This window comes from Prevotella sp. oral taxon 475 (genome assembly GCF_018127805.1).
In the GTDB taxonomy this organism is placed as follows: domain Bacteria; phylum Bacteroidota; class Bacteroidia; order Bacteroidales; family Bacteroidaceae; genus Prevotella.
The window spans coordinates 1,673,461-1,698,028 of sequence record NZ_CP072334.1 but is presented as its reverse complement, the minus strand read 5'-3'; the positions used below and the strand labels follow the sequence as shown (position 1 = coordinate 1,698,028).

Genomic DNA, 24,568 nt, shown 5'->3' with positions numbered 1-24,568 from the left:
GCCTTTTATGCGTCGAGTGAAATAGGACGCTTGTTTCAGGAAGAGAGACGCCTTTTCTGTTCCAAGGAGAAAAAGAAAGGCAAATACGATTGATTGTAATGAAAATGAAGCGAGGCGAGAAGATGGGCAACGGCTACTTGTCGTCGTAATGACCAAAAGTCGTCAGCACCACTACCACCACTTCTGTGATGTGAATATCGTAAACCAATCGGTGCTTTTGCGTAATGCGCCGACTCCAACGATTGGCACCACAACCCTTGAGTGGTTCGGGATGCCCCGTTCCACTGGTGGGATGCTCATAGAGTTCGGATATCAGTTGCAATGCCTTGTTGTAAGCTTTTGGCTCACTATGCAAAAGACGTTTGAGGTCTTTAGTAGCTTGTTCCTTAATTTGTACGTCGTATCTCATAAACTGCGTACGTATTGGTCGATGTCTTCTACATGTTCAAAGTGGAGAGTCTTGCTACGTTCAGCTTGTTTCACGCGTTCTATAAATTGCTCGCGAGTCATCTTGGTGGTATCTTGTTGCTCTTTCTTCCCAACAATGCGCTTGATCGCCTCAATGGTTTTGCGCATCAGATTCTCATCGCCCGCAACGATAGCAAGCTGGCGGAAAAGCTCTTGATGAAGTTCCATGTTTGTCATAATTGTAAAATATGGATGATGATACAAAGGTAAGGGATTCTCTTGAAAAGGGCAACAATACTTATTGAGAAAAAGAGGAGGTGGAGAAGAAAGCCCTTACGGTGCACGATTTTGGCAGAAGAGCAGACCGAAGGGTAGGGCGTGGCGTGCACATCAGGACAAACGGTTGATAGCAATAAAAGAAAAAGACTCTACAAGTCCCTCTGTCGGGATGTAGAGTCTTTTGTGGATAGAGCCTGTTGGGTCAACGCCTTTCGGGCGAAAGACCTTTTCGGCTATGACCGAGGGTCAGTGCTTATTTCTTCTGAGCAGCTTCTTTTTTGCAGCACTTCTTAGCTCCGCCCTTCTGGCAGTCTTTCTTAGCACCTTTGTCGCAGGCCTTTTTATCACAAGGCTTCTTGTCACAGGCACCTTTGTCGCAACATTTTTTGTCGCAAGCCTTCTTGTCCTTGTCGCCGCATTCCTTCTTACCACAGTCTTTCTTCTGGGTGCATTGCTCAGTTTTGCAGCATTCTTTCTGTTTGGTCTGAGCCTCTTGTGCATTGGCAAAGCTTATGGCCGCAACGAAAAGAGCAGCACTGAAAATCATCTTTTTCATCGTTTTTTAATTTTTAAGTTGATAATGAGTGGTTGAAAAACCGACGCAAAAATACGTCTTTCACCTTGAAAGAGTATCACTTGTTAATGAATATTAGGAAATAAAACGTATGTTTGCAGAATTATCACCTGAAAAGTGTTAGATTGCTATTTATTGATTATCTACGCCCAATCACGTGCTTGGTAGATTCGTTCCTTGGCATCGGCAATCTCTTTAAACTTCTTTTCTGCCGCTTTACGCACATCTTCACCCAGCGTAGCCACCCGGTCGGGGTGGTGTTGAAGAGCCATTTTGCGGTAGGCCGCTTTCACTTCGGCCTCGGTGGCATTGGGTGTGAGACCCAGCACGGTATAGGCCGAGTTGAGGTCGGTCTTTTTTAGGTTGAGCATCGCATCCGCTTCGCCCGCATGTAGACCCATCCACAGAGCCACATTGCGCAGAGCCTGCACCTCGGTGGCATCTATATGACCGTCGGCTTGGGCCAAGAGGGCCAGGAAATTGAGCAGTTGTAGTCGGCGGCTACCATCCATGTGAGCCCGGATTTGCAGACAACTCTGCCGGATGATATTCTCAAATTGATAGACGCCCATCTGCTTTTGCTGCTCGAAGAGTCGGAGGATGATTTGTTCACCCTGACCGACTGCCGCCGTGCCGAAGTTGTTTCGCAGAAAACCGCGTAGCATTTCCATTTCCGAGTGCATCACCTTGCCGTCTGCACGAATGATGTAGGCCGCCAGAACGAGCAGTGAGAAGAGAAACGAGTTGCGTTCTCCCTCCTGTTCCCGGGCATCAGTAGTGTGGTGACGGTGGGCAGAGAAGCGTTCGTTGGTCTGCCTGCCGTTGGAGGTAGAGCCGTAGTTGTCGGGTGTGTTCACTTTGTCGAGTCCCAGATCGAAGAGTGATCCGAGGGCGATTCCTGCCAAGGCACCGAGCGGTCCGCCGCTGATAAACCCTAAGAATCCGCCAATCCATTTGCCAATTGCCATATCGTTTTAAATTAAAATGAATATTATGAAAGAACCTCAAGCATGGAACGGAAGCCCGCGGAATGGCTGTTCTCTCGGCTGGTTCCATCTTTCTCTGTTTCGTCCGAAACTCCTGTACATCAATAGTTTGCGATACTTGTCTCCCATCTCTTAGCTTTTGCACTGCGTTTTCTTAGCTTTTGCACTGCGTTTTCTTAGTTTTTGCAAGTCGTTTTCTTAGCTTTTAGCGCGTAAGACGAAGAGCGAGAAAAAGGTCTTACCATCTCAGTGCACCGTATTTCTGTTTATACCATAGCTGCCAGGCGTTGATGAGGTTTTGCCAAACCACGTAAGCGCAGGGTGCTATCGAGGCAATGGGGTTGAGAAAGGCGATGGTGAGCCAAATGCCTACAACCGTATTCTTCTGTCCGAGAGCCTGTCCGGCACTAATACTGTCGCCATATCGGTGTCCCACGGCCTTGCCAATCGAGAATTGAAGCAGAGCGATGAAGAGTGGCAATATCAGCAAGAGAGCTAAAATCGTGCCGGAAACATGGGTGGAAAGAATGTTGCGGAGGGTGAGACCCATGATGATGGCCAGATTGAAAGCCCAAAGATAGAAGGCAATGTTCCTCATCTCTTTGATGCGTGCGGCTATGGATGGCCGCAATTTCCGGGTGAGAAGGGCCAGGCAAAGGGGTACGATCAATACGAAAGTGATGCGCCGAAGAATCAGGACAAAGGCTGTGAAGAACGTGATTTCGGCACTTTTCTCTATCATCGGGAAGAACAGTGGGATGATGATAGAGGTCACCACGTTGGCAACAATGGTGTAGATGGTGAGCGAAGCAATGCTTCCGCCGAGTTTTTCGGTAATGACAGGAGCCGCCGCCGCTGTGGGACAAATCACGCAGATGAAAGCTCCTTCGAGTACAAGTCGGGTCATTGGTTCGGCAGTCTGAGTGATGAACAATACCAGAGTGCCCGACATCAGCACGCGGATGCCTTGAAGAAGGAAGTGCCAGATGCGTGGACGCAGGTCGTCCATCCGGATTTTGCAGAACGTGAGGTAGAGCATGATGAAGATAACAATGGGCAGGAGTTTCACCAAAAACGGCCCGACGGCATCGCCCACAGGCTGTAGGACGGCGATTCTTGAGAAAAGAAGATAGACTGCGGCTCCGATGACGAGTCCGCTGGGTAGGGTCCATCTTTTCATAAATGCAATGATGTTCATCTATTATATATATAATGTACGCGCGAGAAAAAAGGGCTCATCCTCCAACAGCTATATCTCGCTGTAGGGAGGCACGTCTTCGAGAAAGGAGTAACTGTTGTTCTGGTAATCCATCTTGCAGCAAATGTGTTGCCTTCCGTTGCTCACGATGAGATAATCTACGTGCAAAAGCATATTGTAAACTGTAATCTGGTCGAATACTTTTTGGGAGAGCGCAATGCTCGGGGCCTTGTATTCGATAATCATTCGTGGCTTCAACTCGCTGTCATACAACACACTGTCGGCCCGAAGATGCTTGTCTCCGATGCTCAGCGGCACCTCGTTGGCCATCAATAGGCGGGGATATCCCTTGTGGTGAATGAGAAAATGCACGAAGTGTTGCCGCACCCACTCTTCCGGAGTCAGAGCAACGTATTTGCTGCGGAGGGGATCGAAGACGGTGGGATGTGTCTTTGTGCCGGACACTTTTATTGGATAGGAAGGTAGGTTTAGTGAATACATTTTGTTATCTTTGCAATGTTGAAGTACGATGAAAGTGCAGGCAAACGCAACAAAAACAAATCGATGAAGTGCCGTTTGGCTCACTCTCTTGTGCAAAGTTACGAAAAAATGTCGGGCGATAGTTGCGTTTTCACGACAACTTCAACACCCAACACGCAACCAATCAAGCATTCATGGCAGAAAAAAGACCTGCATTAGGGGCCGATTCTATCCTGCGCGACATCAAGGCACGCCGCTTTTCGCCTGTTTATATCCTGATGGGTGAGGAGGCTTATTATATCGATCGCATCTCTCATCTGATCGAAGAAACGGTGCTGAAGCCCGAGGAGCGCGACTTTAATCAGTCGGTTCTCTTCGGGGCAGATACGAATGCCGTACAGGTGGCAGACCTTTGTAAGGGCTATCCCATGATGGCCGAATATCGATTGGTGATAGTGAAAGAAGCACAGGCCATGCGCTCACTCGATGCTTTGGATAAATATCTCGACCATCCTGTGGCTACCACCATCTTGGTGGTTTGCTATAAGAACGGAACCATCGACCGGAGAAAGAAGATTTTGGCAAAGGCCGAAGCGGTGGGGGTGGTGTTCGAGAGTAAGAAAAAACGTGATTACGAACTGCCTGCTTTCATCAAGGGCTATCTCAGCTTGCAAAAGGCAAGCATCGACGATAAATCGGCCGTGTTGATCGCTGAACATATTGGATCCGATCTCAACCGCTTGACCTCCGAACTGGATAAGGTCCTGATCTCGTTGCCCGAGAACAATCTGCTCATTACACCCGACGTGGTAGAGCAACAGATAGGGGTGAGCAAAGAGTTTAATGGTTTTGAACTTCGCGATGCCATCGTCAATCGGAATGTGTTCAAGGCCAATCAGATTATACAATACTTCGAGAAGAATCCTAAGGCGGGATCTATCTTCGCATTTCTGCCGCTGTTGTTCAGCTATTTTCAAAATCTGATGATTGCTTATTATGCACCCCATAAAAATAATGAGGCGGAGGTTGCGAAGTTTCTCGACCTGAAATCGGTGTGGGGTGTGAAAGACTATCTCATCGGAATGAGAAACTATCCGGCCACGAAGACGATGCACATTATTCATAAGCTTAGAGAGATAGATGCCAAAAGTAAGGGATTGGATAATCCCAATACGTCGGTTGGCGATTTGATGAAGGAACTAATTTTCTTTATTCTGCACTAAGGCGTTTTTCGGTTCCTCTTTTTGATCATCGGATGATAGGAGTGTTCAGGAGTGCAACAACCACTATGTAGTTTGGTTTATCCCGAATTTGCATTCATCATAGAATCCTTTCTTTTCCTTATGTAGCATTGAGATATTCTTGTGCTCTTCTTTTTGACTATCAGGTTTGATGGTTTGTGGTAGGAAAAAGTTTGCCAAGAATGTCCTATTTGTTCTTGATAGGCCGTCCGATTTGAAGGTCTCTCCTCCTCTTTTTTCACAAAATAGCCCTATTTTTACTCTTGTTTTTCTCTGAATGAAGTGTTTTTCTGACGCTCTTTTTCGAGGTTAACTCTCTTATAGTCTTAGGAGTTAGCCCATTTTTACCTCTCCAATACTCGCGTATTTTCAAGCTTCCAGACCTACGTTTCAGAATACGCGAGTCTTGAGAAAATAGTATGCTCCAACCCATCGAATATTTACAGTTAACTTTTATTTATACGTTTGCGGTGTGTGTTTTGATTTGCAAATCTAAACACGTCAATAAACAAGAAAGCATTTTGTGTTTATATTTGTTGTTATATACATGATTTTAAATCTTAAATACCTAAATATCGAAACCTAAATATTCAAGAGTCGAAACCTATAGAGATACATATTCTTTTCAAGTAAATATCGGATAATTTATTGTATATCAGTCGTATATATAGTTTCTTTCATCTATCTCATTGCTATTAATCAGGTTTAGAGAGCCAAATCAGTGAATATCGTGCGATATTTGCTTTATGCGATGATATAAACCGTTATATATCAACAGATAATCGTTATTCGTTCAATGTTTGTTAAGTTGCAAAATAAAGATGTAAATATAGGTTTGTAAATCTAAAGTATAAGTGTTATTGTGTGGATTTACGATTGTAAATAAACAGATTTCTAAATGTTTACTTTTGAATACTAAATTACTCGTTACATATTTGTATACCTTAAATTTTTGCTTTACCTTTGTAAACGCAATAAAAAATGCCTATTTTGGGGCCAATCGCTTATCTGCAAGCTTATGAAAGATAGAATCAGACGGATTATGGAGAGTCAACACATGACTCAACAAACCTTTGCACAATCCATCGGAATGTCTCCGGCGTCACTCAGTAGTATCTTTAATGGTAGAACCAAACCTACAATCAACATTGTTGAAGCTATTAAAAATAAGATTCCGAAGATTTCTACCGATTGGCTGATGTTTGGAAAGGGAGAAATGTATGTGGACGGTTCGGAACGTTCTACTGCCGAAACGTCTACCTACCCTTCTACTTCAGGAGAACCACAACTCGACTTCTCTTCCCCCGTTTCCACTCCATCGCTTTTTGCTGAGATGGATAACGGATCGTTGCAGGCGAGACAAGAGACCGTGCCTATCGAGAGAAATGTGCCGAAAGCAGACTATCTCTCCCGTACGCCAGAGGCAGTTGCCGTCAAAGTGATTGAGAAACCGCAGCGACGTGTCACCGAAATTCGCCTCTTTTATGACGATCAGACTTGGGAATCGTTCTATCCGGAACGTAAATAGAGGTGCATTGACACTTCCTTTATCCTATTTGGCCGTTATCTATCGACTTTTCTAGGGCGAGTTCTCCGCTGTATTGACTTTTTCTTGACTCTATTTGACCGTTTCGATAGATGGATAAGGAAAATAAAATAGATGGGTGCTACCGGCAATTATTTGACTGAATCATGTTGTCTTATGATAGTATTAGGGCTGATTCTTACCCTGTTTTTATACATTGAAGAGGCTGCAGGGGGATGATTTTCGTGCGATAGGTGTCGATTTATATTAAAAGTAAAGGGTGAAAAGGTGAGAAATGGCTTGCGCCATCGACCTTTTCACCCTTTATGATATGAGGGAGACAGGATGATTTTTTCAGTGGGTTGAAGATATCTGAAAAGCTATGGATAGCGCACTTGCTGGTAACCCACGAGCCGATCGGCACGTTCGCCTTGTTTTCGGAAGTAAATCAGAGCTTGATAGCGATTTTCGGTGGGGAAAAATGAGCCTTCTGAAGAAACGTAAGTGGATGATCCGTCGGGCTGTTGTAATACGTATTGGTAGGAATAATAGCCTTGTTTGAGCAACAGAGAGGCCTTGTAGCACTGGTGGATGTCGTCGTACTCCATTCTGTAGGGAGGTTCGAAGAGATCGTTTGTCCATGCGCCGTTGAGGTAGACTTCCCCGTTTTGTCGTGGTGCTTTTAGGGTGAAGTGCACGTTGAGATAATGAGAAGTGTGGTTATTTTCGATGTTGTCGCTGTTGCGAATATAGAAAGCACCGTTGGCATCCTCATCGTAGATGTAGCTGCGGCGAGGTTCATCGGGCCAGAGATAGGCCTGATACATGGTGCCATCCCAGTGAATCCGTTCCACGCCCATGGAGGTGTGGTTGAGGCTGAGGAGTTCGAATTTGCGATATTCGTTTCCTGCAGTGAAAATCAAGTCACGGTTGTGCAGCCATTGCAGTCCGTCGGTTGTGGTGTATTGTGGTTGGGGATTGAGCACGGCATTGTCCCATCGTCCGTTTTGTAGCACTGCGGTATGAATCTGACTGTTTACGTCGAAGATTTTAATACCGCCGTAGTTTACTTTCATCTCTACCTGTTGGTGCCGGCCATTGATGTCGCGGTCGGTGTTGGAGATAACATTGAGAGTCACGCCCATGATCGGTTCTACGACCATGAAGAAACATTCAGCCACGGGTTGATCCTCGTTGTTGGCATCGTAGATAGTGACACGATAGTTGCCGCTCATCTTCAGTCGACAGCTACTGTTGGGAATCTGGAAACGATAATGGGTATAGAGCACATCGGTGTTGATAGACTCTTGGATGTCCTCGATGAGGTGGTCGTTGTCGAATCCGTCGATATAGTCGCTGGTGAAAAGTTCTTTCGAAAGACTCCAGTCAGCGTTGCAGTGCTCTACTTTATAGGCATAGCGATGGTATTCGTGTGTGAGATCGTCGAACGAAATGTTGATCGGTACGTTGTCGTTCAGACGAATAACGGGTGGAGAGAGCCAATCGATTCCGGCCACAACCTGTAGCGTGGCGATGCGTGGAGTGAGAATACGATGGCGTTGCGCCCGGGTTCCCAGCGAAATCAGTAGAAGGAAAATAAAGATGGTGCGCATGTTAGGTGGAGTAAAAGAAATCGACAAAGTACAATATACGAGATATTGACTTTGCCGATGTTCTTAGAGGTTATCAATTTTGCTTATCCTTCGATGGCTGCAACGCCAGGTAGAACTTTCCCTTCGATGGCTTCGAGCATAGCTCCACCACCCGTAGAAACGTAAGAAACCTTGTCGGCAAGTCCGAACTTGTTTACAGCAGCAACCGAATCGCCACCGCCTACAAGCGAGTATGCACCGTTTTCTTGCGTTGCTTGTGCCACGTACTTGGCAATTTCGCCTGTGCCGTGAGCAAAGTTCTCAAACTCGAACACGCCAACAGGACCGTTCCAAAGAATGGTCTTAGAGTTGAGAATGACTTTCTTCCAAATCTCCAGCGACTCTTCCGAGGCGTCCATACCTTCCCATCCGTCGGGTATTTGGTCGATGGGCACAATCTTACGGTTGGCGTTATTGTCAAACTTATCGGCTGCTACCGTGGCTACAGATAGGCTTAGGTTAACACCTTTTTCCTTTGCTGCAGCCATAACATTCAGTGCTTCGGGCATCAAATCGTCCTCGTGCAGCGAGTCACCAATCTTTCCGCCCTGTGCTTTCACGAAGGTATAGCCCATTCCGCCACCGATGATGAGGTTGTCTACCTTGTCGAGCAAGTTTTTGATAACAGCCAACTTAGAGCTTACTTTCGAACCACCGATAATAGCGGTGAAGGGATGTTGAGCGTTTTTGAGCACGTTGTCGATAGCAGTCACCTCTTTTTCCATCAAGTAACCCAGCATCTTCGAGTCGGCATCGAAGTAGTCGGCAATGACAGCAGTTGAAGCATGGCGGCGGTGAGCTGTACCGAAGGCGTCGTTCACATATACATCGGCATATGAGGCCAGCTTTTTAGCAAAGTCCTTCTGTTTGGCCTTCATCTCCTTCTTCGCTTCGTCGTAGGCGGGGTCGGCCTTGTCGATGCCCACGGGTTTGCCCTCTTCCTCGGCGTAGAAACGCAGATTTTCCAGCAGCAATGCCTCGCCCATCTGGAGATTGGCGGCAGCTTCGGCGGCGTTGGCACAATCGTCGGCAAATTTTACAGCCACGCCCAGACGCTCTGACACCTTACCGACGATTTGCGAGAGCGACAGCTTCGCGTTTACCTTACCTTTGGGTTTGCCCATGTGGCTCATCATGATCACGGCACCGCCGTCGGCCAAAATCTTCTTCAAAGTAGGAAGAGCACCGCGAATACGGGTGTCGTCGGTGATGTTTCCGTTCTCGTCCAGGGGGACGTTGAAGTCTACGCGTACGATTGCCTTTTTACCGGCAAAGTTAAATTGTTCGATTTTCATCTTTATTGTTGTTATGAATTAAATGTTTGAAATGAGCACGACAAAGTTACGGAATATAATCGATAAAAGTTCGTCTATCAGGGGCTTTTTGCGTTGAGAGCAGTGTGGAATGCAGCCTCTGCGCGACCTCTTTCATCAAGAGCACCTTTTTGTGTGGTGTTTCTATCAAGATTTTGGCTTCCCCCGGTGGAGAAACGTAGAACAGGCAAAGGATTTGGCTTTCCCCCGGGGGAGAAACGTAGAATGGGCAAAAGATTGAGTTTTCCCCCGGGGGAGAAATGCAGAACGGGCAAAGGTTTGAGCTTTCCCCCGGTGGAGAAACGTAGAACGGGCAAAAGATGGAGCTTTCCCCCGGGGTGGAAAGCGAAAAAGGAAGCAGAACAGCTTTCGCTCCTCCAACCGAGGGAACTTATCTTTTGTTTTATCCGAACAGAATTCGCAGAGCCTCTTCCACTTTACGAACGGGATGGAGATGGATTTTGAAGCGCGAGGTGTCCAGTCCGCTAATGTTGTTTTTGGGGAGCACCATATCGGTGAAGCCCAGTTTTTCAGCCTCGGCAATGCGCTGTTCGATGCGGTTGACGGGGCGTACTTCGCCACTCAATCCCACCTCGCCAGCCATGCACCATTCTTTTTCGATGGGCGTATCGACGTTGCTCGACAGCACGGCGGCGATGATACTGAGATCCATGGCAAGGTCGGTGACACGAAGTCCGCCGGCGATGTTCACGAAGACATCTTTCTGTATGAGTTGAAAGCCCACGCGTTTTTCGAGTACGGCCAAGAGCATATTGAGTCGGCGTTGGTCGAAACCCGTAGTGCTGCGTTGCGGTGTGCCGTAGGCGGCGGTTGAAACCAGGGCTTGTGTTTCCATCAAAAACGGCCTTACGCCCTCGATGGCACAGCTGATGGCGATGCCCGATAGGCCTTCGTGGTCGCGAGTGAGCAGTAGTTCGCTGGGATTAGATACAGGACGGAGGCCATTTTGCTGCATTTCGTAGATGCCTAGTTCGGAAGTGGAGCCAAAACGGTTTTTAATAGACCGCAATATGCGGTACATATAATGCTGATCGCCCTCGAATTGCAGCACCGTGTCGACGATGTGTTCGAGAATTTTTGGTCCGGCCAGGGCACCGTCTTTGTTGATATGGCCGATGAGAAGTACTGGCACAGACGATGTTTTGGCAAACCTGAGTAGGGCCGAGGCACACTCACGCACCTGGACGATGCTGCCTGGCGAACTGTCGATGCTCTCGGTTTGGATGGTCTGGATGGAGTCGATGACAACTACCTGGGGCTGTACGAGATCGATTTGGTGGAGAATCCGTTCGAGTGAATTTTCGGACAGAACGATCGTCTCGTCCGAGATGTTTTTCTCGATGCGGTCGGCGCGCATCTTTAATTGGGGCGTGCTCTCCTCGCCACTAACATAGAGGATGCGTCGCTCGGGCATTCGCAGGATGGTTTGCAGCACAAGGGTGCTTTTGCCGATGCCGGGTTCGCCGCCCAGGAGGACGATGGAGCCGGGAACGAGTCCACCGCCGAGCACGCGATTCAGCTCCTCGTCGTGTAGGTCGATGCGAGGTTCGTCTCTTGTCGTCACTTTCGAGATGGGTTGCGGGAGGTTGGAATCTGTAGATTGAAGTCGCGAAGCCCGATTGCTGACTGCCGGCGAATGGGCGGCGATGCGAATCTCGCTAAACGTGTTCCACTGGCCGCAGTTCGGACATTTGCCAATCCATTTGGCTGCCTCTTGTCCGCAGTTGGAGCAGACGTATGCTATTTTTTCTTTTGCCATCGTGAAGGGGAGATTATTGATTGATGATTTTCATTTGCTGGCGCACCGATTCCTGGTGCACATTTTCGAAGACGGTGGCTACGAACTCGGCACTCATGTCGCAGCGTGTGGCTTGTGCGCCGCGTTTTTCGAGAATCTCATTGTATCGACTGGCTTGGAAAACGGTGATGTTGTGCTCGCGTTTGTATCGGCCGATTTCACGACAGATGCGCATGCGGTTCGAAAGGAGCTCGATGAGTTGGTTGTCGAGGTCGTCGATTTGTCGGCGCAGTTGGTCGATGGCCTCCACTGTTTGTTGTTTGTCGCGCACGACGAGGTGTGAGAGGATGACGTCGAGCCGGTCGGGAGTCACCTGCTGTTGGGCATCGCTCCAGGCCTGGTCGGGGGTGTGGTGGGTTTCGACAATGAGTCCGTCGAAGCCCAGATCCATGGCTTGTTGGCAGAGTGGGGCGATGAGTTCGCGTCGACCGCCGATGTGACTTGGGTCGCAGAGAATGGGCAGTGCGGGGATGCGGCGGCGCAGCTCGAGCGGGATCTGCCACATGGGCGAGTTGCGATAGATTTTGCCGCCGTAGCTGGAGAATCCGCGGTGGATGGCACCCAAACGGCGGATGCCGGCTCGGTTGATGCGTTCCATGCTGCCGATCCAGAGTTCGAGGTCGGGGTTGACGGGATTTTTCACGAGCACGGGGATGTCGACGCCGTGCAGACTGTCGGCCAGTGCCTGCATGGCAAAAGGGTTGGCCGTGGTGCGTGCACCGATCCATAGCACGTCGATGCTGTGTTTGAGACAGAGCTCTACGTGCTGCGGTGTGGCCACTTCGGTAGCGATGAGCATACCCGTTTCTTCTTTTACGCGCTTCAACCAGGGTAGTGCCTTCTGGCCTTGACCTTCGAATCCGCCGGGCTTGGTGCGGGGTTTCCACAGACCGGCGCGGAAGATGTGGCAACCTTTCCGGGCCAGAGCCTGTGCGGTTTGCATCACTTGTGCTTCGGTTTCGGCCGAGCAGGGTCCTGCCATGACGATGGGGCGTTCGTTGTCGCTGGGCAGGTGAAGGGGTTGCAGGTTGAGTTCCATCTTTTCTTTTCTAAGCCTTCTCAGTTAGGGGGCTGTTTAAATGAACTTTTGGGTCTTCCGAGGTCTCGGAAAGCTTGTTTTTCCCATTTTTGGGTCTTCCGAGGTCTCGGAAAGCTTGTTTTTCCTATTTTTGAGTCTTCCGAGGTCTCGGAAAGCTTGTTTTTCCCATTTTTGAGTCTTCCGAGGTCTCAGAAAGCTTATTTTTCTCATTTTCGAACCATCCGAGGTCTCGGAAGCCTGCTTTTTTTGTTATACCGGCGTGAGAGGGGAATTGTTGCGATACGATTTCGGGGTGAGTTGATCCATCAACTCACCCCGAAAGGAGGTGCTGTTACGGAGAGTGGGGTCAGAACGGCCACCATCGCTTCTTGTTTTGCGCTCGGTCAGAAGGGTTTTGCGCCCGAAGTGCGTCGTGGAGGAGTTGTTTGTAGGTGAGGCGATCCGTCACCATGTGGTAGATCTCTCCCCAGTCGGGCAGTCCGCCGATGTTGCGGTCGTCGATGAAGAGGTCGGCTTTGAGTTTGCGCGAGAAGTGGTTGTTTTTCTCGGGTTCCTCTTCGGGATAGTCGCGATTGACGGCATAAAATTCTACACCTCGTTCTCGACACCAGGCCACGGCCTGGTCGAGCAATTCACCCTCGCGCACACTCCAGAGTATCAGTTTGTGTCGGTCGCGTATGAGCATCTTGAGCGTTTCTATGGCAAAGGGGATTTCTTCGCCTATCGCGGGGTAGCGGTGCTCTACGATGGTTCCGTCGAAGTCTACTGCTATGGTCATTTCTTCTGAGGGGGATTAATGTTTCACGGAGGTGTCGTTCTTGCTGCTGTATTGGCTGTTGCTGTAGTTGCCGAAATTGCCATAGTTGCCGTAGCTGCCATAACTGCTGTATTTTCCGTATCGGCCGTAGCGTCCGTAATAGCCGTACTTGGCGTATTTGCCGTATTTGCCGTAGCCGTAGTAGTAGCCGTACTTCTTTTTGGAGAGGTCGATGCCGTTGACGACGATGCAGATGTTGGGCAGTTTTCTGTCGTTGTGTAGACTGTTGATGAGGTCGAAATTTTCTTTCGGGGTGTAGTCGGCCCGGCAAAGGTAAACGGTGATGTTAGAGATGCGACCCACTTGCAGAGTGTCGGTCACGAGACCTACAGGGGCGGTGTCGATGATGATGTAGTCGTATTTCTGCTTGAGAATCTCGACGATGTCGTCAAGCGATTGGCGGGTGAGGAGCTCGGCCGGATTGGGCGGGATGGGACCGGCCATGAGCAGTTCGAGGTTGTCGTTCACGTCTGAAGGTAGGATCTGGGCTCGGATGTCTTCTTCCGTGATGACCGACTTGGTGAGCAGGTTGGTGATGCCGTGCCGGTGGTCTTTGATTTCGAAGAGTTCAGCCAGTCGAGGTTTGCGAATGTCCAGTCCTACGAGGATCACTTTCTTACCCAAAAGGGCGAACGATACGGCTAAGTTGGCCGCGGTGAAGGTTTTTCCTTCGCCTGAGATGCTCGAGGTGAACGAAATCACTTTTTCGCCTTCCTTGAGCATGAACTGGATGTTGGTTCGCATCGAGCGGAAGATTTCTTCCATCTGATTGTTTTGGTTTTCGTGCACCACAATGTCTGCTTTGGTCTTGGCCGTCTCGCTGGCCACGGCTACGTCGGCAATGATGGGGAGGGTGGTGAGGCGCGCCACGTCGTCGTGACCTTCGATCTTATATCTGAAGAAGCTGATGAGGAAGAGCGCGAGGGCGGGCAGAGATAGTCCGGCAATGAGCCCGGCCAAAAGGATGGTGGAGGATTGTGGGGCTACTTTCCCGACAACCGAGGGGTTGTCGATGAGTTTTCCCTTGTCGGCAGTTGCAGCCAATGAGATGGAGTTTTCCTCGCGTTTCTGTAGAAGCATGAGGTAGAGGCCGGCTTTGACTTCGAGCTGACGTCCGATTTGCTTCATGGTGCGCTCTTGTTCGGGGGTTTGCTGAATCTTCATGTTATACTTCCCTACCTGCGAGGCCACGGCATTGCGTTGTATTTCCATGCTGCGTTTGGCCTGGGCCATGGCGCGATGGATGCTGCTGGTGAGGTCGTCGAGCTGTGCGGTGAGCGGGGTGACTGTGGGGCTGTGTTCGGAGGCACTGCGGAGCAGACGGTTGCGTTCGAGTACAATCTCGTTGTATTTGTTGATGAGGGATGTGGCCGACTGGTCGGTGAGACCTACGTTGGAGGGTAGTGTCTCGTATTTGTTGGAGGGTTGTCCCATGTATTCGCTGATGCTGTTGAGAAGGGCGATTTGGGTATTGGCCTCGGCCAGCTGTTGGTCGTAGCGGTCGCTGTTGGTCACGGCTTGATTGGCGTTGGTGGACAGTTCTACCATTTTGTTGGCTTTCTTGTAGTTTTCCAACTGACTTTCGGTGTTGCCCAGTTCGCCATTGATTTTCTCAAGTCGACCGTTGATGAATTCTTCCGTCCGCACGGCCACTTCATTTTTGTCTTTGTTGGCCTGACGGTTGTAGCATTCGGTGAGCTGTTTGAGATAGTCGATGGCTCTTTGCGGACTTTTGTCGTTGATGGTGAGAACGGCGATGGAGGTGCTTTTGGAAGATTGTGTGATGCTCAGTCCGGCGGCATATCCTGCGGCGATGGCATCGGGCGGACTGATTCTGGCTTCGAATTCCATTCCGTCTCTCATCGGCGAGGTGGAGTTGGATGTGAAAGCGAGTGTTCCTGCCGGTGTACTGATGAAGGCCGGAAGGATTTGGAAGGTTTTGTCGATGGTGGCGATTCGTCCCGATTTGTTTCCAACGCAGGTGCCTTCTACGTGGTAGAGTTTTCCTTCTCTCTTGATGGAGAGGTTGATGGGGGCAGTGAGTTGATTGAGGTGGGCCGAGTCGAGGTCTACAGAGAGGTATTGGGTTTTGTAGATGAGTCGGTCGGTGACTTTACCTTTTCCGATATAACTGACGTAGAGTTTAAGGTCTTTGACGGCCTGCAGGGCGATGGAGCTGGATTTGAGGATTTCCATTTCATTTTCCATTCCCGTGGAGTTCGACACCGTTCCCAGACTGGTGGCGTATTGGAGGTTGTTTCGTCCTCGGCTGCCGTTTTCGTCTTTGATGAGCAGTTTAGCGTAGGCCTGGTAGACGGGTGTCGTATAGCGCAGGTAAATGGCTGCCAGTCCGAGGCAGATGATGAGCGAGAGCATGAACCATTTCCAGTTGAGAATCAGGGTGACGTAGAGAGTTTGGAAGTCCAGGAAGGATTTTCCGCCCTGTTGGGTTTCTGAGTTCTGCGTCTCGTTTTTAATATTTTCTTCCATAATGGTTTGACCTATTGTTTGCTGTGTGTGGGGGGATTATCGATTCTCTGCGATTCTGATGAGATATTGTCCGTATCCGTTTTTGATCATGGGTTGAGCCAGCTGTCGCACCTGCTCAGGAGTGATCCATCCTTTTTCCAAGGCGATTTCCTCGGGGCAGGCCACTTTCTGTCCTTGTCGTTTCTCGATGACCTCGATAAAGGTGCTGGCCTCGCTCAGGCTGTCGTGTGTGCCTGTGTCGAGCCAGGCGAACCCTCGTTGCAAGGTTTGCACTTTGAGGGCTTGTCGCGAGAGGTATTCTTGGTTGACGGTGGTGATTTCGAGTTCGCCTCGTGCACTGGGTCGGATGTTTTTGGCAATGTCTACCACGCTATTGGGATAGAAATACAATCCTACGACGGCGTAGTTGCTTTTGGGATGAGTGGGTTTTTCCTCGATGCTCAAGCAGTTGCCTTCGCTGTCGAACTCGGCAACGCCGTAGCGTTCGGGATCGTTGACGTAGTACCCAAAGACGCTGGCCCGTCCGTTTTCAGCTTCCTGCACGCTACGACTGAGCATGGCGGTGAAGCCTGCGCCGTAGAAGATGTTGTCGCCCAGGACGAGGCACACGCTGTCGGTGCCGATAAATTCTTCGCCGATGAGGAAGGCTTGTGCCAGTCCGTCGGGACTGGGCTGTTCGGCGTACTCGAATTTCACGCCCCATTCGCTACCGTCGCCCAATAGTCGTTGGAATCCCGGCAGATCGTGTGGAGTAGAGATGATGAGTATCTCTCTGATGCCGGCGAGCAGGAGTACGGATAGGGGATAGTAGATCATGGGTTTGTCGAAGATGGGTATCAGTTGTTTGCTGATGCCTTTGGTGATGGGATAGAGGCGTGTGCCCGATCCGCCCGCGAGTACGATTCCTTTCATAAACTTGATTTTATTTTGTCTGCGTATGGCCCAATTTCCTCCGTACTCCTTTTTATCTAATTGATTGGCTGGCACGGAAAAGAAGCGGGTTTGAATGTCGTTGCAAAGGTAGTATAAATAATTGATAATAGACAATTGATCATTCACAATTCGTTTGCTGAGGGAGGGGAGTGTTTCTACCGAGATGGCTCTGAACAGTTCAGTAGCTCCATTTTGGTCTCCGCGGCGTTTCTGAACAGTTCAGTAGTCCCATTTTGGTCTCCGCGGCGTTTCTGAACAGTTCAGTAGCTCCATTTTGGTCTCCGCGGCGTTTCTGAACAGTTCAGTAGTCTCATTTTGGTCTCCGCGGCGTTTCTGAACAGTTCAGTAGCCCCATTTTGGTCTCCGTGGCGTTTCTGAACAGTTCAGTAGCCCCATTTTGGTCTCCGCGACGGTTCTGAACAGTTCAGAAGGCATCAGGAAGAACACAATATTAAATTATATTAATATCCCAGTCGTAATATTTCCCTTTCTCCCCTGTCTAATTCTTTTTCATTACTTTTGCAGCGTTATTTTATCGTGTTTCTCTTCTTGAAGCACTTTTATTACAACAAGCAACACTTATTATTTTTTAAGATATACAATATGTATAGCAAAGAAGAACTGTTATCAAAAGAGGTGTCTGAATTGGAGGACATTGCAAAAACACTCGGTGCCGAAATTCCCAGCAAGAACACCGAAGATTTGGTTTATTCCATTCTCGACCAACAAGCCATTGAAGAGGGCAGCAAAAATCCTTTGGGCCAAAGAAAAAGACGAACCAGAATCGCTAAAAAAGATACCGACCGAGTGTATACGGTGAACGGTAAGGAAGGCGAGAATTTTGATCTGAAAAACAATAAACTGACGACAACCGAACAACCCTCACTCTTTAAAGACGACGCTCCCGCAGCAGACGAAACCGCCAAACCCAAGAAGCGAGGACGGAAATCGAAGAAAGAAAAAGAGGCTGAGGCCGCCGCATTGGCCGCTCAAGAGGCTGCTAAGAATGCCGAGATGACGGCTGTCAGTACAGACACACCTGCCGCTGCTGTAGATCAGTTTGCCAGCAACGATGAAACCAGAGCAGAGATCCTGCCCCCGTCGGGCGAAGCCGATTCGCTGTCTGCTCTGCCTGCAAAGGCTGTTGGAGCGCAGGAAAGACCGGTCGAGGTGACGGCTGAAACCGAAGAACCCCTTCCAACCGAAATGACGGGCGACACCGAAGATCTCTCCGTGCCCGAAGCTTCTTTCTTACAACAATCTCCTACAGACTCTCTACCTGAGGGAAACGAAGATGACAGTCTCATCGCTCAGCTACAAGCCAAAATCAATGCTCATAACGTGGATGCCGGAGAAGGTAAATCTTCGACCGCAGGAAAAGGTATCTGGGAGGGCGACCCCGGCGACGGAACCGATTTTATCACCGTGGTCGATCTACCCATCGAAGATCAAGGCGCACTGCCCAACTACGACATCTTCGACAATCCCACCAACGGCATCCCGCCCGTGGAATCCCAGCAACGCCTTCATCTGTCGAAAGAGACAACCGAGAAGTATAGTTTCGAAGATCTCATCCCCGTTGATGGCGTACTCGAAATCATGCCCGACAACTATGGCTTCATTCGCTCGAGCGATTACAATTACCTCTCCTCCCCCGACGATGTCTACATCCCCATGCCGCAAATCAAGAAATACGGCCTGAAGACAGGCGACGTCATCCAAGGGAAAGTTCGACCGCCACACGAAGGCGAGAAATATTTTTTGCTGACGAGTATCGAGAAAATCAACGGTCGGCTGCCTGCCGACATGCGCGATCGCATCCCCTTCGAACACCTCACGCCGCTCTTCCCCGACGAGAAATTCAGTCTTTGCAACAACCCCGCCACCACGAACCTTTCCACCCGTATCGTCGACCTCTTCTCACCCATCGGAAAAGGACAGCGCGCGCTCATCGTGGCTCAGCCCAAGACCGGTAAAACCATCTTGATGAAGAATATCGCCAACGCCATTGCGGCCAACCATCCCGAGGCCTATCTCATGATGCTTCTCATTGACGAACGCCCTGAGGAAGTGACCGACATGGCCCGCACGGTCAACGCTGAGGTTATCGCGTCCACCTTCGACGAACCCGCTGAACGACATGTCAAAATCGCCGGCATCGTGCTTGAAAAAGCTAAGCGATTGGTGGAATCAGGTCATGACGTCGTGATTTTCCTCGACTCGATTACCCGTCTCGCCCGCGCCTACAACACCGTGAGTCCGGCTAGCGGCAAAATCCTCACCGGTGGTGTCGACGCCAATGCTTTGCAAAAGCCCAAACGCTTCTTCGGTGCTGCTCGCAACGTAGAAGGCGGAGGTTCGCTCACCATCATCGCAACTGCCCTCATTGACACGGGTAGTAAAATGGACGAAGTGATTTTCGAGGAGTTCAAAGGAACGGGAAACATGGAGCTGCAGCTGGATCGATCGCTGAGCAACAAACGCATTTTCCCGGCTGTCAATCTGGTGGCTTCGAGCACAAGACGCGACGACCTCCTGCACGACAAGACCACGCTCGACCGCATGTGGGTGCTCCGCAAATATATCTCGGACATGAATCCGATAGAAGCCATGAACGTGATTCACGACCGATTGGGCCGCACCAAAGACAACGACGAATTCCTCTTGTCGATGAACTCATAATGTTATGCTACGCCGCTGCATCTTCTACACAGAAGAGACAGGACAGAGGCATCCACACAGAAAAAGCCCCGAAAGCCATCTGTTTGGCTTTCGGGGCTTTTCGAATTCCTTGTAGTGAGAAATCTACCGTGTTTTTACTTTGAAGAGCAACTGCCGAGGTAGTTTCACCCATTTTTGGTCGACGACAATCTTTATTGCGCTTCCCTGCAACTGTTTCAAGGTGTAGGTACTGTCGTTCTCCATGGAAAGCTTGGCTGTGAGGTCTTCGCTGCCGTAATCATTGATAATGGAGAGTTCGGCCTGTTTGTCTCCCGTCATTTTGGCATCAGTGATGAGCCAAAGGCGCGAGTCGCGCTTCGAACCGAGATAGCCAGGAAGCCGACCGAACAATTCTTGTCCCTCAGCCAGTACATCTTTCTCGTGCAGATTGATACGCATGTACACCTGATACTCTGCGTTGTAGAGATAACCTTGAAAGGCTTTTCCTTTTTGAGCGAAACCGTCTGCGAGCAATATTCCCAACAGACCAACGAGCACCGTTCTTTTCATATGTCTTTGTAATTGATGTCGATACTTTCGTTTCTGCAGGTGTAGAAACTTCGTTTTTGAGCTATTCTGCGTTTCTGCACCCGCAGAAACGCAGAATGGGTTTTATTCTTTATTCAAACGCAGTCCACAAAGCATACCGTCCATGCTTCCGAGGAGAGACGTGGCTGTTTTCAAGGATTGATTGCCACTAAGTGCCCCCAAAGTCTTCATGTATCCCAGTAGTTTAGAGATATCCATGACAATGAGTAGATTGTTTCCGTCTACCTGCGTCGTACCGATGACCTGTTTCACCTGTCCGGCATATTTCAGAACGACAGACTTTCCGTTCACCGTGAACGTGCCCTTGAGTGTCTTTCCTGCAACAGTCTGCGTAAATTTTCCGTCCTTTGTGAAGTTCATCTTCAGTTTCCCCTTCGTGATACCCACCTTGCCGAGTTGAGTCTGCAAATTCTTTTCGATGGTAGCCGATGCCATCTTTCCACCCGCACTCTTGAGCAGATTGCTGCTGGTGAAGACCACGGCTGGTTCTGTGTAAGTCCAGGATCCTACCAAATCTTCAACCGTAGCCACTTTCTTGCTGGAGAAGACTGAGGTAAGACCCGACACTAAATCGGATGTCGAGGTAGATTTGGAAACTGCATTCACTCCGCTCTTTACTAATTTCCCTAAATCAAACTGTGCAAAAGCGTTTGTACTTGTCCATGCCAATGTCGCAATGGCGACACACGTCAAAATGTTTTTTCTCATTTCTATTTTCTCTTAAAAATCGGTTGCAAAGATACGACTAATCCAATGAACGCAGAAGATAATCCGAGGAAAAAGGAAATCGTTACCGTTCAAAATGGTTATATTTGCAGGCAACGTATGAAACAGCAATTATCCATATTGATTCCCACCTATAATTATGCCTGTCTGCCTCTGGTGAAGGAATTGTATCGACAGGCTACAGCAATTGTGGGACTGAACTTTGAAATCTTGGTGGCAGAAGATGGAAGTTCCGATGCTCGAACAATGGCAACAAACGAGCATATAAAAGATCTGTCCTACTGTCGCCACATCGTTCGACAGGAGAATGTAGGGCGTGCGCAGATAAGAAACATTCTTGCAGCAACGGCTCGCTATCCTTGGTTGCTTTTCGTGGATAGCGATATGAAGGTAGTGGTAGAAGACTTTCTATTACGTTATCTCAATACTACTGAAGAGCAACGAGTGGTTTACGGTGGAAATAGCATCGGGGCAGATCTTATGCCGAAAGGGAGCGAACTGAAGTACAAATACGAACGACAGGCAGAAATCTTTCACACTCCAACACAAAGGAGTTTGTCGCCCAACAGTCACTTCAACACTTCCAATGTACTCATCGCTCAGACGGTGCTCGAACGTATTCCATTCGATCATCGCTTTCGCACCTATGGATACGAAGATGTGTTCTTTGGTAAAACCTTAGAGCAAGCTGGTATCACCGTCACACACATCTACAATCCTTTAGGCTTCAACCACTACGACTCAAACGCCGATTTCCTGTCGAAAACCGAAGAAAGCCTGCACACGTTGTACCAATTCCGGGACGAACTCTCGGATCTTTCTCCCATCATCCACTGTTCGCAGCAGTTGGAAAGGTGGCATCTCGGCAGATTGTTCCGCTTCACTTTCAAACTCCTCCATCCCTTGCTGCGGAGGCATCTTCAGGGGCGACATCCTTCTCTCTCTTTGTTCAGTCTCTACAAATTGGGCCTCTATATGATGCAAAACTAACCGTTTGAAGTCCTAAAAATACCTCCGTCTCAGCTCTATTGCATGGTCATAGAGGTTATCCTTTATACATATCGTCGCATTATTTGTACAAAAAGGAACTATATTTCGTCGGTTTCCTTTTTTTTGTTTCCTTTGTATCGTACAAGCAGAGACACTTATATCTACAAAAGATACGCAAGAAGTGGAAAGACAACAGCGAAATACCATTCTGACCATTACCGGTTCTGACGGTAGCGGAGGTGCAGGCATACAGGCAGACATCAAAATGATTGCTGCGCTGGGTGGTAATGCCGTGTCGGCTATCACTTCGATAACAGCACAGAACACGTTAGGCATCCAAGAGTTTTACGATCTGCCCGTATCTGCTATTACGGGTCAGATAGAAGCCATCATCAACGATATGCAACCTTTAGTGGTGAAAGTCGGAATGGTGAGACAGGCCGATGCAGTGGTCGAAATTGCAGCTCAGTTGCAGAAACACAAACCCCAATACGTGATCTACGACCCGGTTATCATTTCCAGTCAGAACGAAATGCTAATGACAACCGAAGTAATCGAGGAGATTATCCGTACACTTCTTCCATTGTGTTCGCTGGTGATTATTAAAAGAGCAGACGCAGAATACTTCACGAAAAGTGCGATCACCACCTCGCAAGAGATGACATCGGCAACAGAAACGTTGCTTAATTATGGCTGCGGAGCCGTGCTTTTGCAGGGCGGACATCTGCTTTCTGCCACCAATACCGACGTCTTTGCCTGTAGGGAACAAGATGAGCCCACTTTCCTTTCTTCATTGCAGATGGGACGAACCGATGAGTTCAGGCATGGTTTGAGTGGCAATCTCTCCTCGGCCATCGCCACTTTCATCAGCAATGGCAACACGTTGTTCGAGGCTGTGGTGAATGCCCGCAACTATATGAGTCAGCTCTTGGTTCTCAATACGGGCCTAATGGGACGTAGCAGCGAGCTCTATAACGAATTTGTAGACGAGATAGCCAAACACCATCGCACCAATAACGATGTCAAATTCTACGCCGACCGTCTTAATGTCAGCAGTCGTTATCTCGCTCAGGTGACAAGGCGCATCAGCGGGAAGTCGCCCAAAAATATCATTGATGAATTTCTGATGCAAGAGATCGAGCAGTTGCTCGCCGTCTCAGACAAGACCGTGCAAGAGATAGCCTACGCTTTTGGATTCCACTCGCAAGCGCATTTTGCAAAGTTCTTTAAGAAGATGAACGGGCTCTCTCCCAGTGAATATCGAAAAGACAAACGTTTAAATACATAACAACATGAAAGAGAACAGACAAGAATTGAACAGAAATTTGGCACAGATGCTGAAAGGCGGTGTCATCATGGACGTAACAACCCCCGAGCAGGCTCGCATTGCTGAGGCCGCAGGTGCCTGTGCCGTAATGGCCTTAGAGCGTATTCCTGCAGACATCCGTGCAGCCGGTGGCGTATCGCGCATGAGCGATCCGAAGATGATCAAAGGCATTCAAGAAGCGGTTTCCATTCCTGTGATGGCCAAATGCCGTATCGGCCACTTTGCCGAGGCACAGATTCTGCAAGCCATCGAAATCGATTACATCGACGAGAGTGAGGTCCTCTCGCCGGCCGACGATGTTTATCACATCGACAAAAACAAGTTCGACGTACCTTTTGTATGTGGTGCCAAGAACCTGAACGAGGCTTTGCGTCGTATCGCCGAGGGGGCAACGATGATTCGCACCAAAGGAGAACCGGGTACAGGAGATGTGATTCAGGCCGTTCGACATCTGAGAATGATGCAGAGTGAGATACGTCGACTCACCTCGATGAGCGAGGATGAGCTCTACGAAGCAGCTAAAGCCATGCAGGCTCCTTACGAGTTGGTGCGTTATGTACACGAGAACGGTAAGCTGCCTGTAGTGAATTTTGCAGCAGGAGGAGTAGCTACGCCAGCCGACGCAGCCCTGATGATGCAACTCGGAGCCGAAGGTGTGTTCGTTGGTTCGGGTATCTTTAAGTCGGGCGACCCTGCCAAACGTGCGGCAGCCATCGTGAAAGCGGTAACGAATTACAATGATGCCAAGATGCTGGCCGAACTTTCTGAAGACCTTGGAGAAGCGATGGTAGGCATTAACGAGCAGGAAATCGCACTGCTCATGGCCGAGAGAGGACAATAAGAGAATGAGAATTGCCATTCTTGCCCTACAGGGAGCCTTTCTCGAACATGAGAAAATGCTGACACAACTGGGTGTTGAATTCTTTGAAGTTCGCCAAGCCACGGATTGGCAACAGCCCAAAGATGCGCTCATCATTCCCGGCGGAGAAAGCACCACGATGTTGAAGCTGCTGCGCGAATTGGCGTTGCTTGAGCCTATTCGTCAGGAAATCGAGGCAGGCTTACCGGTTTTTGGTACCTGTGCAGGACTGATTTTGTTAGCAAAAAAAGTGGTAGGAGATGATTTGCAACGCATTTCGACAATGGATATCACGGTTTGTCGCAACGCTTACGGTCGTCAACTCGGCAGTTTCTATGCAGAGAATGCCATCAAGGGCTTATCCCATGCTGTACCGATGACTTTCATCCGTGCGCCTTATATTGCTCAAGTGGGCCCTGGGGTAGAGGTTTTGGCCGAAGTGAACGGTCATATTGTGGCAGCAAGGCAAGGGCATCAGCTTGTTACCTCTTTTCATCCCGAGCTTAATGCCGACCTTTCCATCCACCGTCTGTTTGTAAACATGGTTTCAGGGAAAGCCTAATCTTTCACCGATCTTCAGACAAATGGTGACTATATGAGAAATCCCGGTTGACGATTGGTCAACCGGGATTTTTATAAATA

The 24,568-nt window shown here is 49.1% G+C and carries 22 protein-coding genes; 7 read left to right on the top strand and 15 right to left on the bottom strand.

Going from position 1 to position 24,568, the window contains the following annotated elements; translation table 11 throughout:
* Positions 1–133: 133 nt before the first annotated feature.
* From J5A66_RS06745 to J5A66_RS06720, 6 genes are all read right to left on the bottom strand, one after another.
* Positions 134–409, bottom strand: a complete 276-nt coding sequence (locus tag J5A66_RS06745) for a Txe/YoeB family addiction module toxin (protein WP_211789901.1) — start codon at positions 407–409, stop codon at positions 134–136.
* Positions 406–636, bottom strand: coding sequence for a hypothetical protein (locus J5A66_RS06740; RefSeq protein ID WP_249109933.1), 231 nt, complete (start codon positions 634–636; stop codon positions 406–408). Before J5A66_RS06740 ends, J5A66_RS06745 begins: the two co-directional genes overlap by 4 nt.
* 304 nt (positions 637–940) lie before the next feature.
* Complete coding sequence (locus J5A66_RS06735) at positions 941–1,243, bottom strand: hypothetical protein (protein WP_211789899.1); 303 nt, start codon at positions 1,241–1,243, stop codon at positions 941–943.
* A 161-nt stretch (positions 1,244–1,404) separates the two neighbouring features.
* Entirely contained in the window at positions 1,405–2,229 is an 825-nt protein-coding gene (locus J5A66_RS06730; protein WP_211789898.1) for a DnaJ domain-containing protein, read from the bottom strand.
* 256 nt (positions 2,230–2,485) lie between these two features.
* Entirely contained in the window at positions 2,486–3,445 is a 960-nt protein-coding gene (locus J5A66_RS06725) for a transporter (RefSeq protein WP_211789897.1), read from the bottom strand.
* Positions 3,446–3,496: 51 nt separating this feature from the next.
* A complete protein-coding gene (locus J5A66_RS06720; protein WP_211789896.1) occupies positions 3,497–3,946 on the bottom strand; it encodes a type I restriction enzyme HsdR N-terminal domain-containing protein in 450 nt (149 codons plus the stop codon).
* Between the two features lie 173 nt (positions 3,947–4,119).
* Here J5A66_RS06720 and holA point away from each other — a divergent pair, with 173 nt between their 5' ends.
* Together holA and J5A66_RS06710 are read left to right on the top strand one after the other, a co-directional pair.
* Positions 4,120–5,148 carry a DNA polymerase III subunit delta gene (holA, locus tag J5A66_RS06715; protein WP_211789895.1) on the top strand — a complete coding sequence of 343 codons (1,029 nt, stop codon included), beginning with the start codon at positions 4,120–4,122 and terminating at the stop codon, positions 5,146–5,148.
* A gap of 1,036 nt (positions 5,149–6,184) precedes the next feature.
* A complete protein-coding gene (locus tag J5A66_RS06710) occupies positions 6,185–6,694 on the top strand; it encodes a helix-turn-helix domain-containing protein (RefSeq protein WP_211789894.1) in 510 nt (169 codons plus the stop codon).
* A gap of 377 nt (positions 6,695–7,071) precedes the next feature.
* Here the strand turns inward: J5A66_RS06710 and J5A66_RS06705 are convergent, their stop codons facing one another.
* The 7 genes from J5A66_RS06705 to rfbA all read right to left on the bottom strand — a co-directional run bounded on the left by J5A66_RS06705 (position 7,072) and on the right by rfbA (position 16,733).
* On the bottom strand, positions 7,072–8,304 hold the full coding sequence (locus tag J5A66_RS06705; RefSeq protein WP_211789893.1) for a DUF5103 domain-containing protein: 1,233 nt from the start codon (positions 8,302–8,304) through the stop codon (positions 7,072–7,074).
* Positions 8,305–8,387: 83 nt separating this feature from the next.
* Entirely contained in the window at positions 8,388–9,638 is a 1,251-nt protein-coding gene (pgk, locus tag J5A66_RS06700) for a phosphoglycerate kinase (RefSeq protein ID WP_211789892.1), read from the bottom strand.
* A 421-nt stretch (positions 9,639–10,059) separates the two neighbouring features.
* Positions 10,060–11,436 carry a DNA repair protein RadA gene (gene radA, locus J5A66_RS06695; RefSeq protein ID WP_211789891.1) on the bottom strand — a complete coding sequence of 459 codons (1,377 nt, stop codon included), beginning with the start codon at positions 11,434–11,436 and terminating at the stop codon, positions 10,060–10,062.
* A gap of 13 nt (positions 11,437–11,449) precedes the next feature.
* Positions 11,450–12,514, bottom strand: coding sequence for a bifunctional 3-deoxy-7-phosphoheptulonate synthase/chorismate mutase type II (locus tag J5A66_RS06690; protein WP_211789890.1), 1,065 nt, complete (start codon positions 12,512–12,514; stop codon positions 11,450–11,452).
* A 346-nt stretch (positions 12,515–12,860) separates the two neighbouring features.
* The gene (locus J5A66_RS06685; RefSeq protein ID WP_211789889.1) at positions 12,861–13,292 is read right to left on the bottom strand and encodes a BT0820 family HAD-type phosphatase; all 432 of its coding nucleotides are present in this window, start codon (positions 13,290–13,292) and stop codon (positions 12,861–12,863) included.
* A gap of 15 nt (positions 13,293–13,307) precedes the next feature.
* On the bottom strand, positions 13,308–15,821 hold the full coding sequence (locus J5A66_RS06680; RefSeq protein ID WP_211789888.1) for a polysaccharide biosynthesis tyrosine autokinase: 2,514 nt from the start codon (positions 15,819–15,821) through the stop codon (positions 13,308–13,310).
* Between the two features lie 36 nt (positions 15,822–15,857).
* Positions 15,858–16,733, bottom strand: coding sequence for a glucose-1-phosphate thymidylyltransferase RfbA (rfbA, locus tag J5A66_RS06675; protein WP_211789887.1), 876 nt, complete (start codon positions 16,731–16,733; stop codon positions 15,858–15,860).
* 624 nt (positions 16,734–17,357) lie between these two features.
* Here rfbA and rho point away from each other — a divergent pair.
* The gene (rho, locus tag J5A66_RS06670) at positions 17,358–19,436 is read left to right on the top strand and encodes a transcription termination factor Rho (RefSeq protein ID WP_211789886.1); all 2,079 of its coding nucleotides are present in this window, start codon (positions 17,358–17,360) and stop codon (positions 19,434–19,436) included.
* Between the two features lie 123 nt (positions 19,437–19,559).
* On the opposite strand, the gene J5A66_RS06665 is transcribed toward rho, so the two are convergent.
* Together J5A66_RS06665 and J5A66_RS06660 are read right to left on the bottom strand one after the other, a co-directional pair.
* The gene (locus J5A66_RS06665) at positions 19,560–19,985 is read right to left on the bottom strand and encodes a hypothetical protein (RefSeq protein ID WP_211789885.1); all 426 of its coding nucleotides are present in this window, start codon (positions 19,983–19,985) and stop codon (positions 19,560–19,562) included.
* A gap of 102 nt (positions 19,986–20,087) precedes the next feature.
* On the bottom strand, positions 20,088–20,732 hold the full coding sequence (locus J5A66_RS06660) for a lipocalin-like domain-containing protein (RefSeq protein WP_211789884.1): 645 nt from the start codon (positions 20,730–20,732) through the stop codon (positions 20,088–20,090).
* Between the two features lie 117 nt (positions 20,733–20,849).
* Between J5A66_RS06660 and J5A66_RS06655 the strand changes: the two genes are divergently transcribed.
* The 4 genes from J5A66_RS06655 (at position 20,850) to pdxT (ending at position 24,488) form a co-directional block, all read left to right on the top strand.
* A complete protein-coding gene (locus tag J5A66_RS06655; protein WP_211789883.1) occupies positions 20,850–21,740 on the top strand; it encodes a glycosyltransferase in 891 nt (296 codons plus the stop codon).
* Positions 21,741–21,921: 181 nt separating this feature from the next.
* A complete protein-coding gene (locus J5A66_RS06650; protein ID WP_249109932.1) occupies positions 21,922–23,028 on the top strand; it encodes a hydroxymethylpyrimidine/phosphomethylpyrimidine kinase in 1,107 nt (368 codons plus the stop codon).
* 4 nt (positions 23,029–23,032) lie between these two features.
* Positions 23,033–23,908: a pyridoxal 5'-phosphate synthase lyase subunit PdxS gene (pdxS, locus tag J5A66_RS06645; RefSeq protein WP_009236169.1), complete on the top strand. Its 876-nt coding sequence runs from the start codon at positions 23,033–23,035 to the stop codon at positions 23,906–23,908.
* Positions 23,909–23,912: 4 nt separating this feature from the next.
* Positions 23,913–24,488: a pyridoxal 5'-phosphate synthase glutaminase subunit PdxT gene (gene pdxT / locus J5A66_RS06640; protein ID WP_211789882.1), complete on the top strand. Its 576-nt coding sequence runs from the start codon at positions 23,913–23,915 to the stop codon at positions 24,486–24,488.
* The last annotated feature ends 80 nt before the right edge of the window (positions 24,489–24,568 follow it).

Coding starts and splice junctions, on each gene's coding strand:
- J5A66_RS06745 (WP_211789901.1), bottom strand. CDS start 409: ATGAGATACGACGTACAAATTAAGGAACAAGCTACTAAAGACCTCAAA.
- J5A66_RS06740 (WP_249109933.1), bottom strand. CDS start 636: ATGGAACTTCATCAAGAGCTTTTCCGCCAGCTTGCTATCGTTGCGGGC.
- J5A66_RS06735 (WP_211789899.1), bottom strand. CDS start 1,243: ATGAAAAAGATGATTTTCAGTGCTGCTCTTTTCGTTGCGGCCATAAGC.
- J5A66_RS06730 (WP_211789898.1), bottom strand. CDS start 2,229: ATGGCAATTGGCAAATGGATTGGCGGATTCTTAGGGTTTATCAGCGGC.
- J5A66_RS06725 (WP_211789897.1), bottom strand. CDS start 3,445: ATGAACATCATTGCATTTATGAAAAGATGGACCCTACCCAGCGGACTC.
- J5A66_RS06720 (WP_211789896.1), bottom strand. CDS start 3,946: ATGTATTCACTAAACCTACCTTCCTATCCAATAAAAGTGTCCGGCACA.
- holA (WP_211789895.1), top strand. CDS start 4,120: ATGGCAGAAAAAAGACCTGCATTAGGGGCCGATTCTATCCTGCGCGAC.
- J5A66_RS06710 (WP_211789894.1), top strand. CDS start 6,185: ATGAAAGATAGAATCAGACGGATTATGGAGAGTCAACACATGACTCAA.
- J5A66_RS06705 (WP_211789893.1), bottom strand. CDS start 8,304: ATGCGCACCATCTTTATTTTCCTTCTACTGATTTCGCTGGGAACCCGG.
- pgk (WP_211789892.1), bottom strand. CDS start 9,638: ATGAAAATCGAACAATTTAACTTTGCCGGTAAAAAGGCAATCGTACGC.
- radA (WP_211789891.1), bottom strand. CDS start 11,436: ATGGCAAAAGAAAAAATAGCATACGTCTGCTCCAACTGCGGACAAGAG.
- J5A66_RS06690 (WP_211789890.1), bottom strand. CDS start 12,514: ATGGAACTCAACCTGCAACCCCTTCACCTGCCCAGCGACAACGAACGC.
- J5A66_RS06685 (WP_211789889.1), bottom strand. CDS start 13,292: ATGACCATAGCAGTAGACTTCGACGGAACCATCGTAGAGCACCGCTAC.
- J5A66_RS06680 (WP_211789888.1), bottom strand. CDS start 15,821: ATGGAAGAAAATATTAAAAACGAGACGCAGAACTCAGAAACCCAACAG.
- rfbA (WP_211789887.1), bottom strand. CDS start 16,733: ATGAAAGGAATCGTACTCGCGGGCGGATCGGGCACACGCCTCTATCCC.
- rho (WP_211789886.1), top strand. CDS start 17,358: ATGTATAGCAAAGAAGAACTGTTATCAAAAGAGGTGTCTGAATTGGAG.
- J5A66_RS06665 (WP_211789885.1), bottom strand. CDS start 19,985: ATGAAAAGAACGGTGCTCGTTGGTCTGTTGGGAATATTGCTCGCAGAC.
- J5A66_RS06660 (WP_211789884.1), bottom strand. CDS start 20,732: ATGAGAAAAAACATTTTGACGTGTGTCGCCATTGCGACATTGGCATGG.
- J5A66_RS06655 (WP_211789883.1), top strand. CDS start 20,850: ATGAAACAGCAATTATCCATATTGATTCCCACCTATAATTATGCCTGT.
- pdxS (WP_009236169.1), top strand. CDS start 23,033: ATGAAAGAGAACAGACAAGAATTGAACAGAAATTTGGCACAGATGCTG.
- pdxT (WP_211789882.1), top strand. CDS start 23,913: ATGAGAATTGCCATTCTTGCCCTACAGGGAGCCTTTCTCGAACATGAG.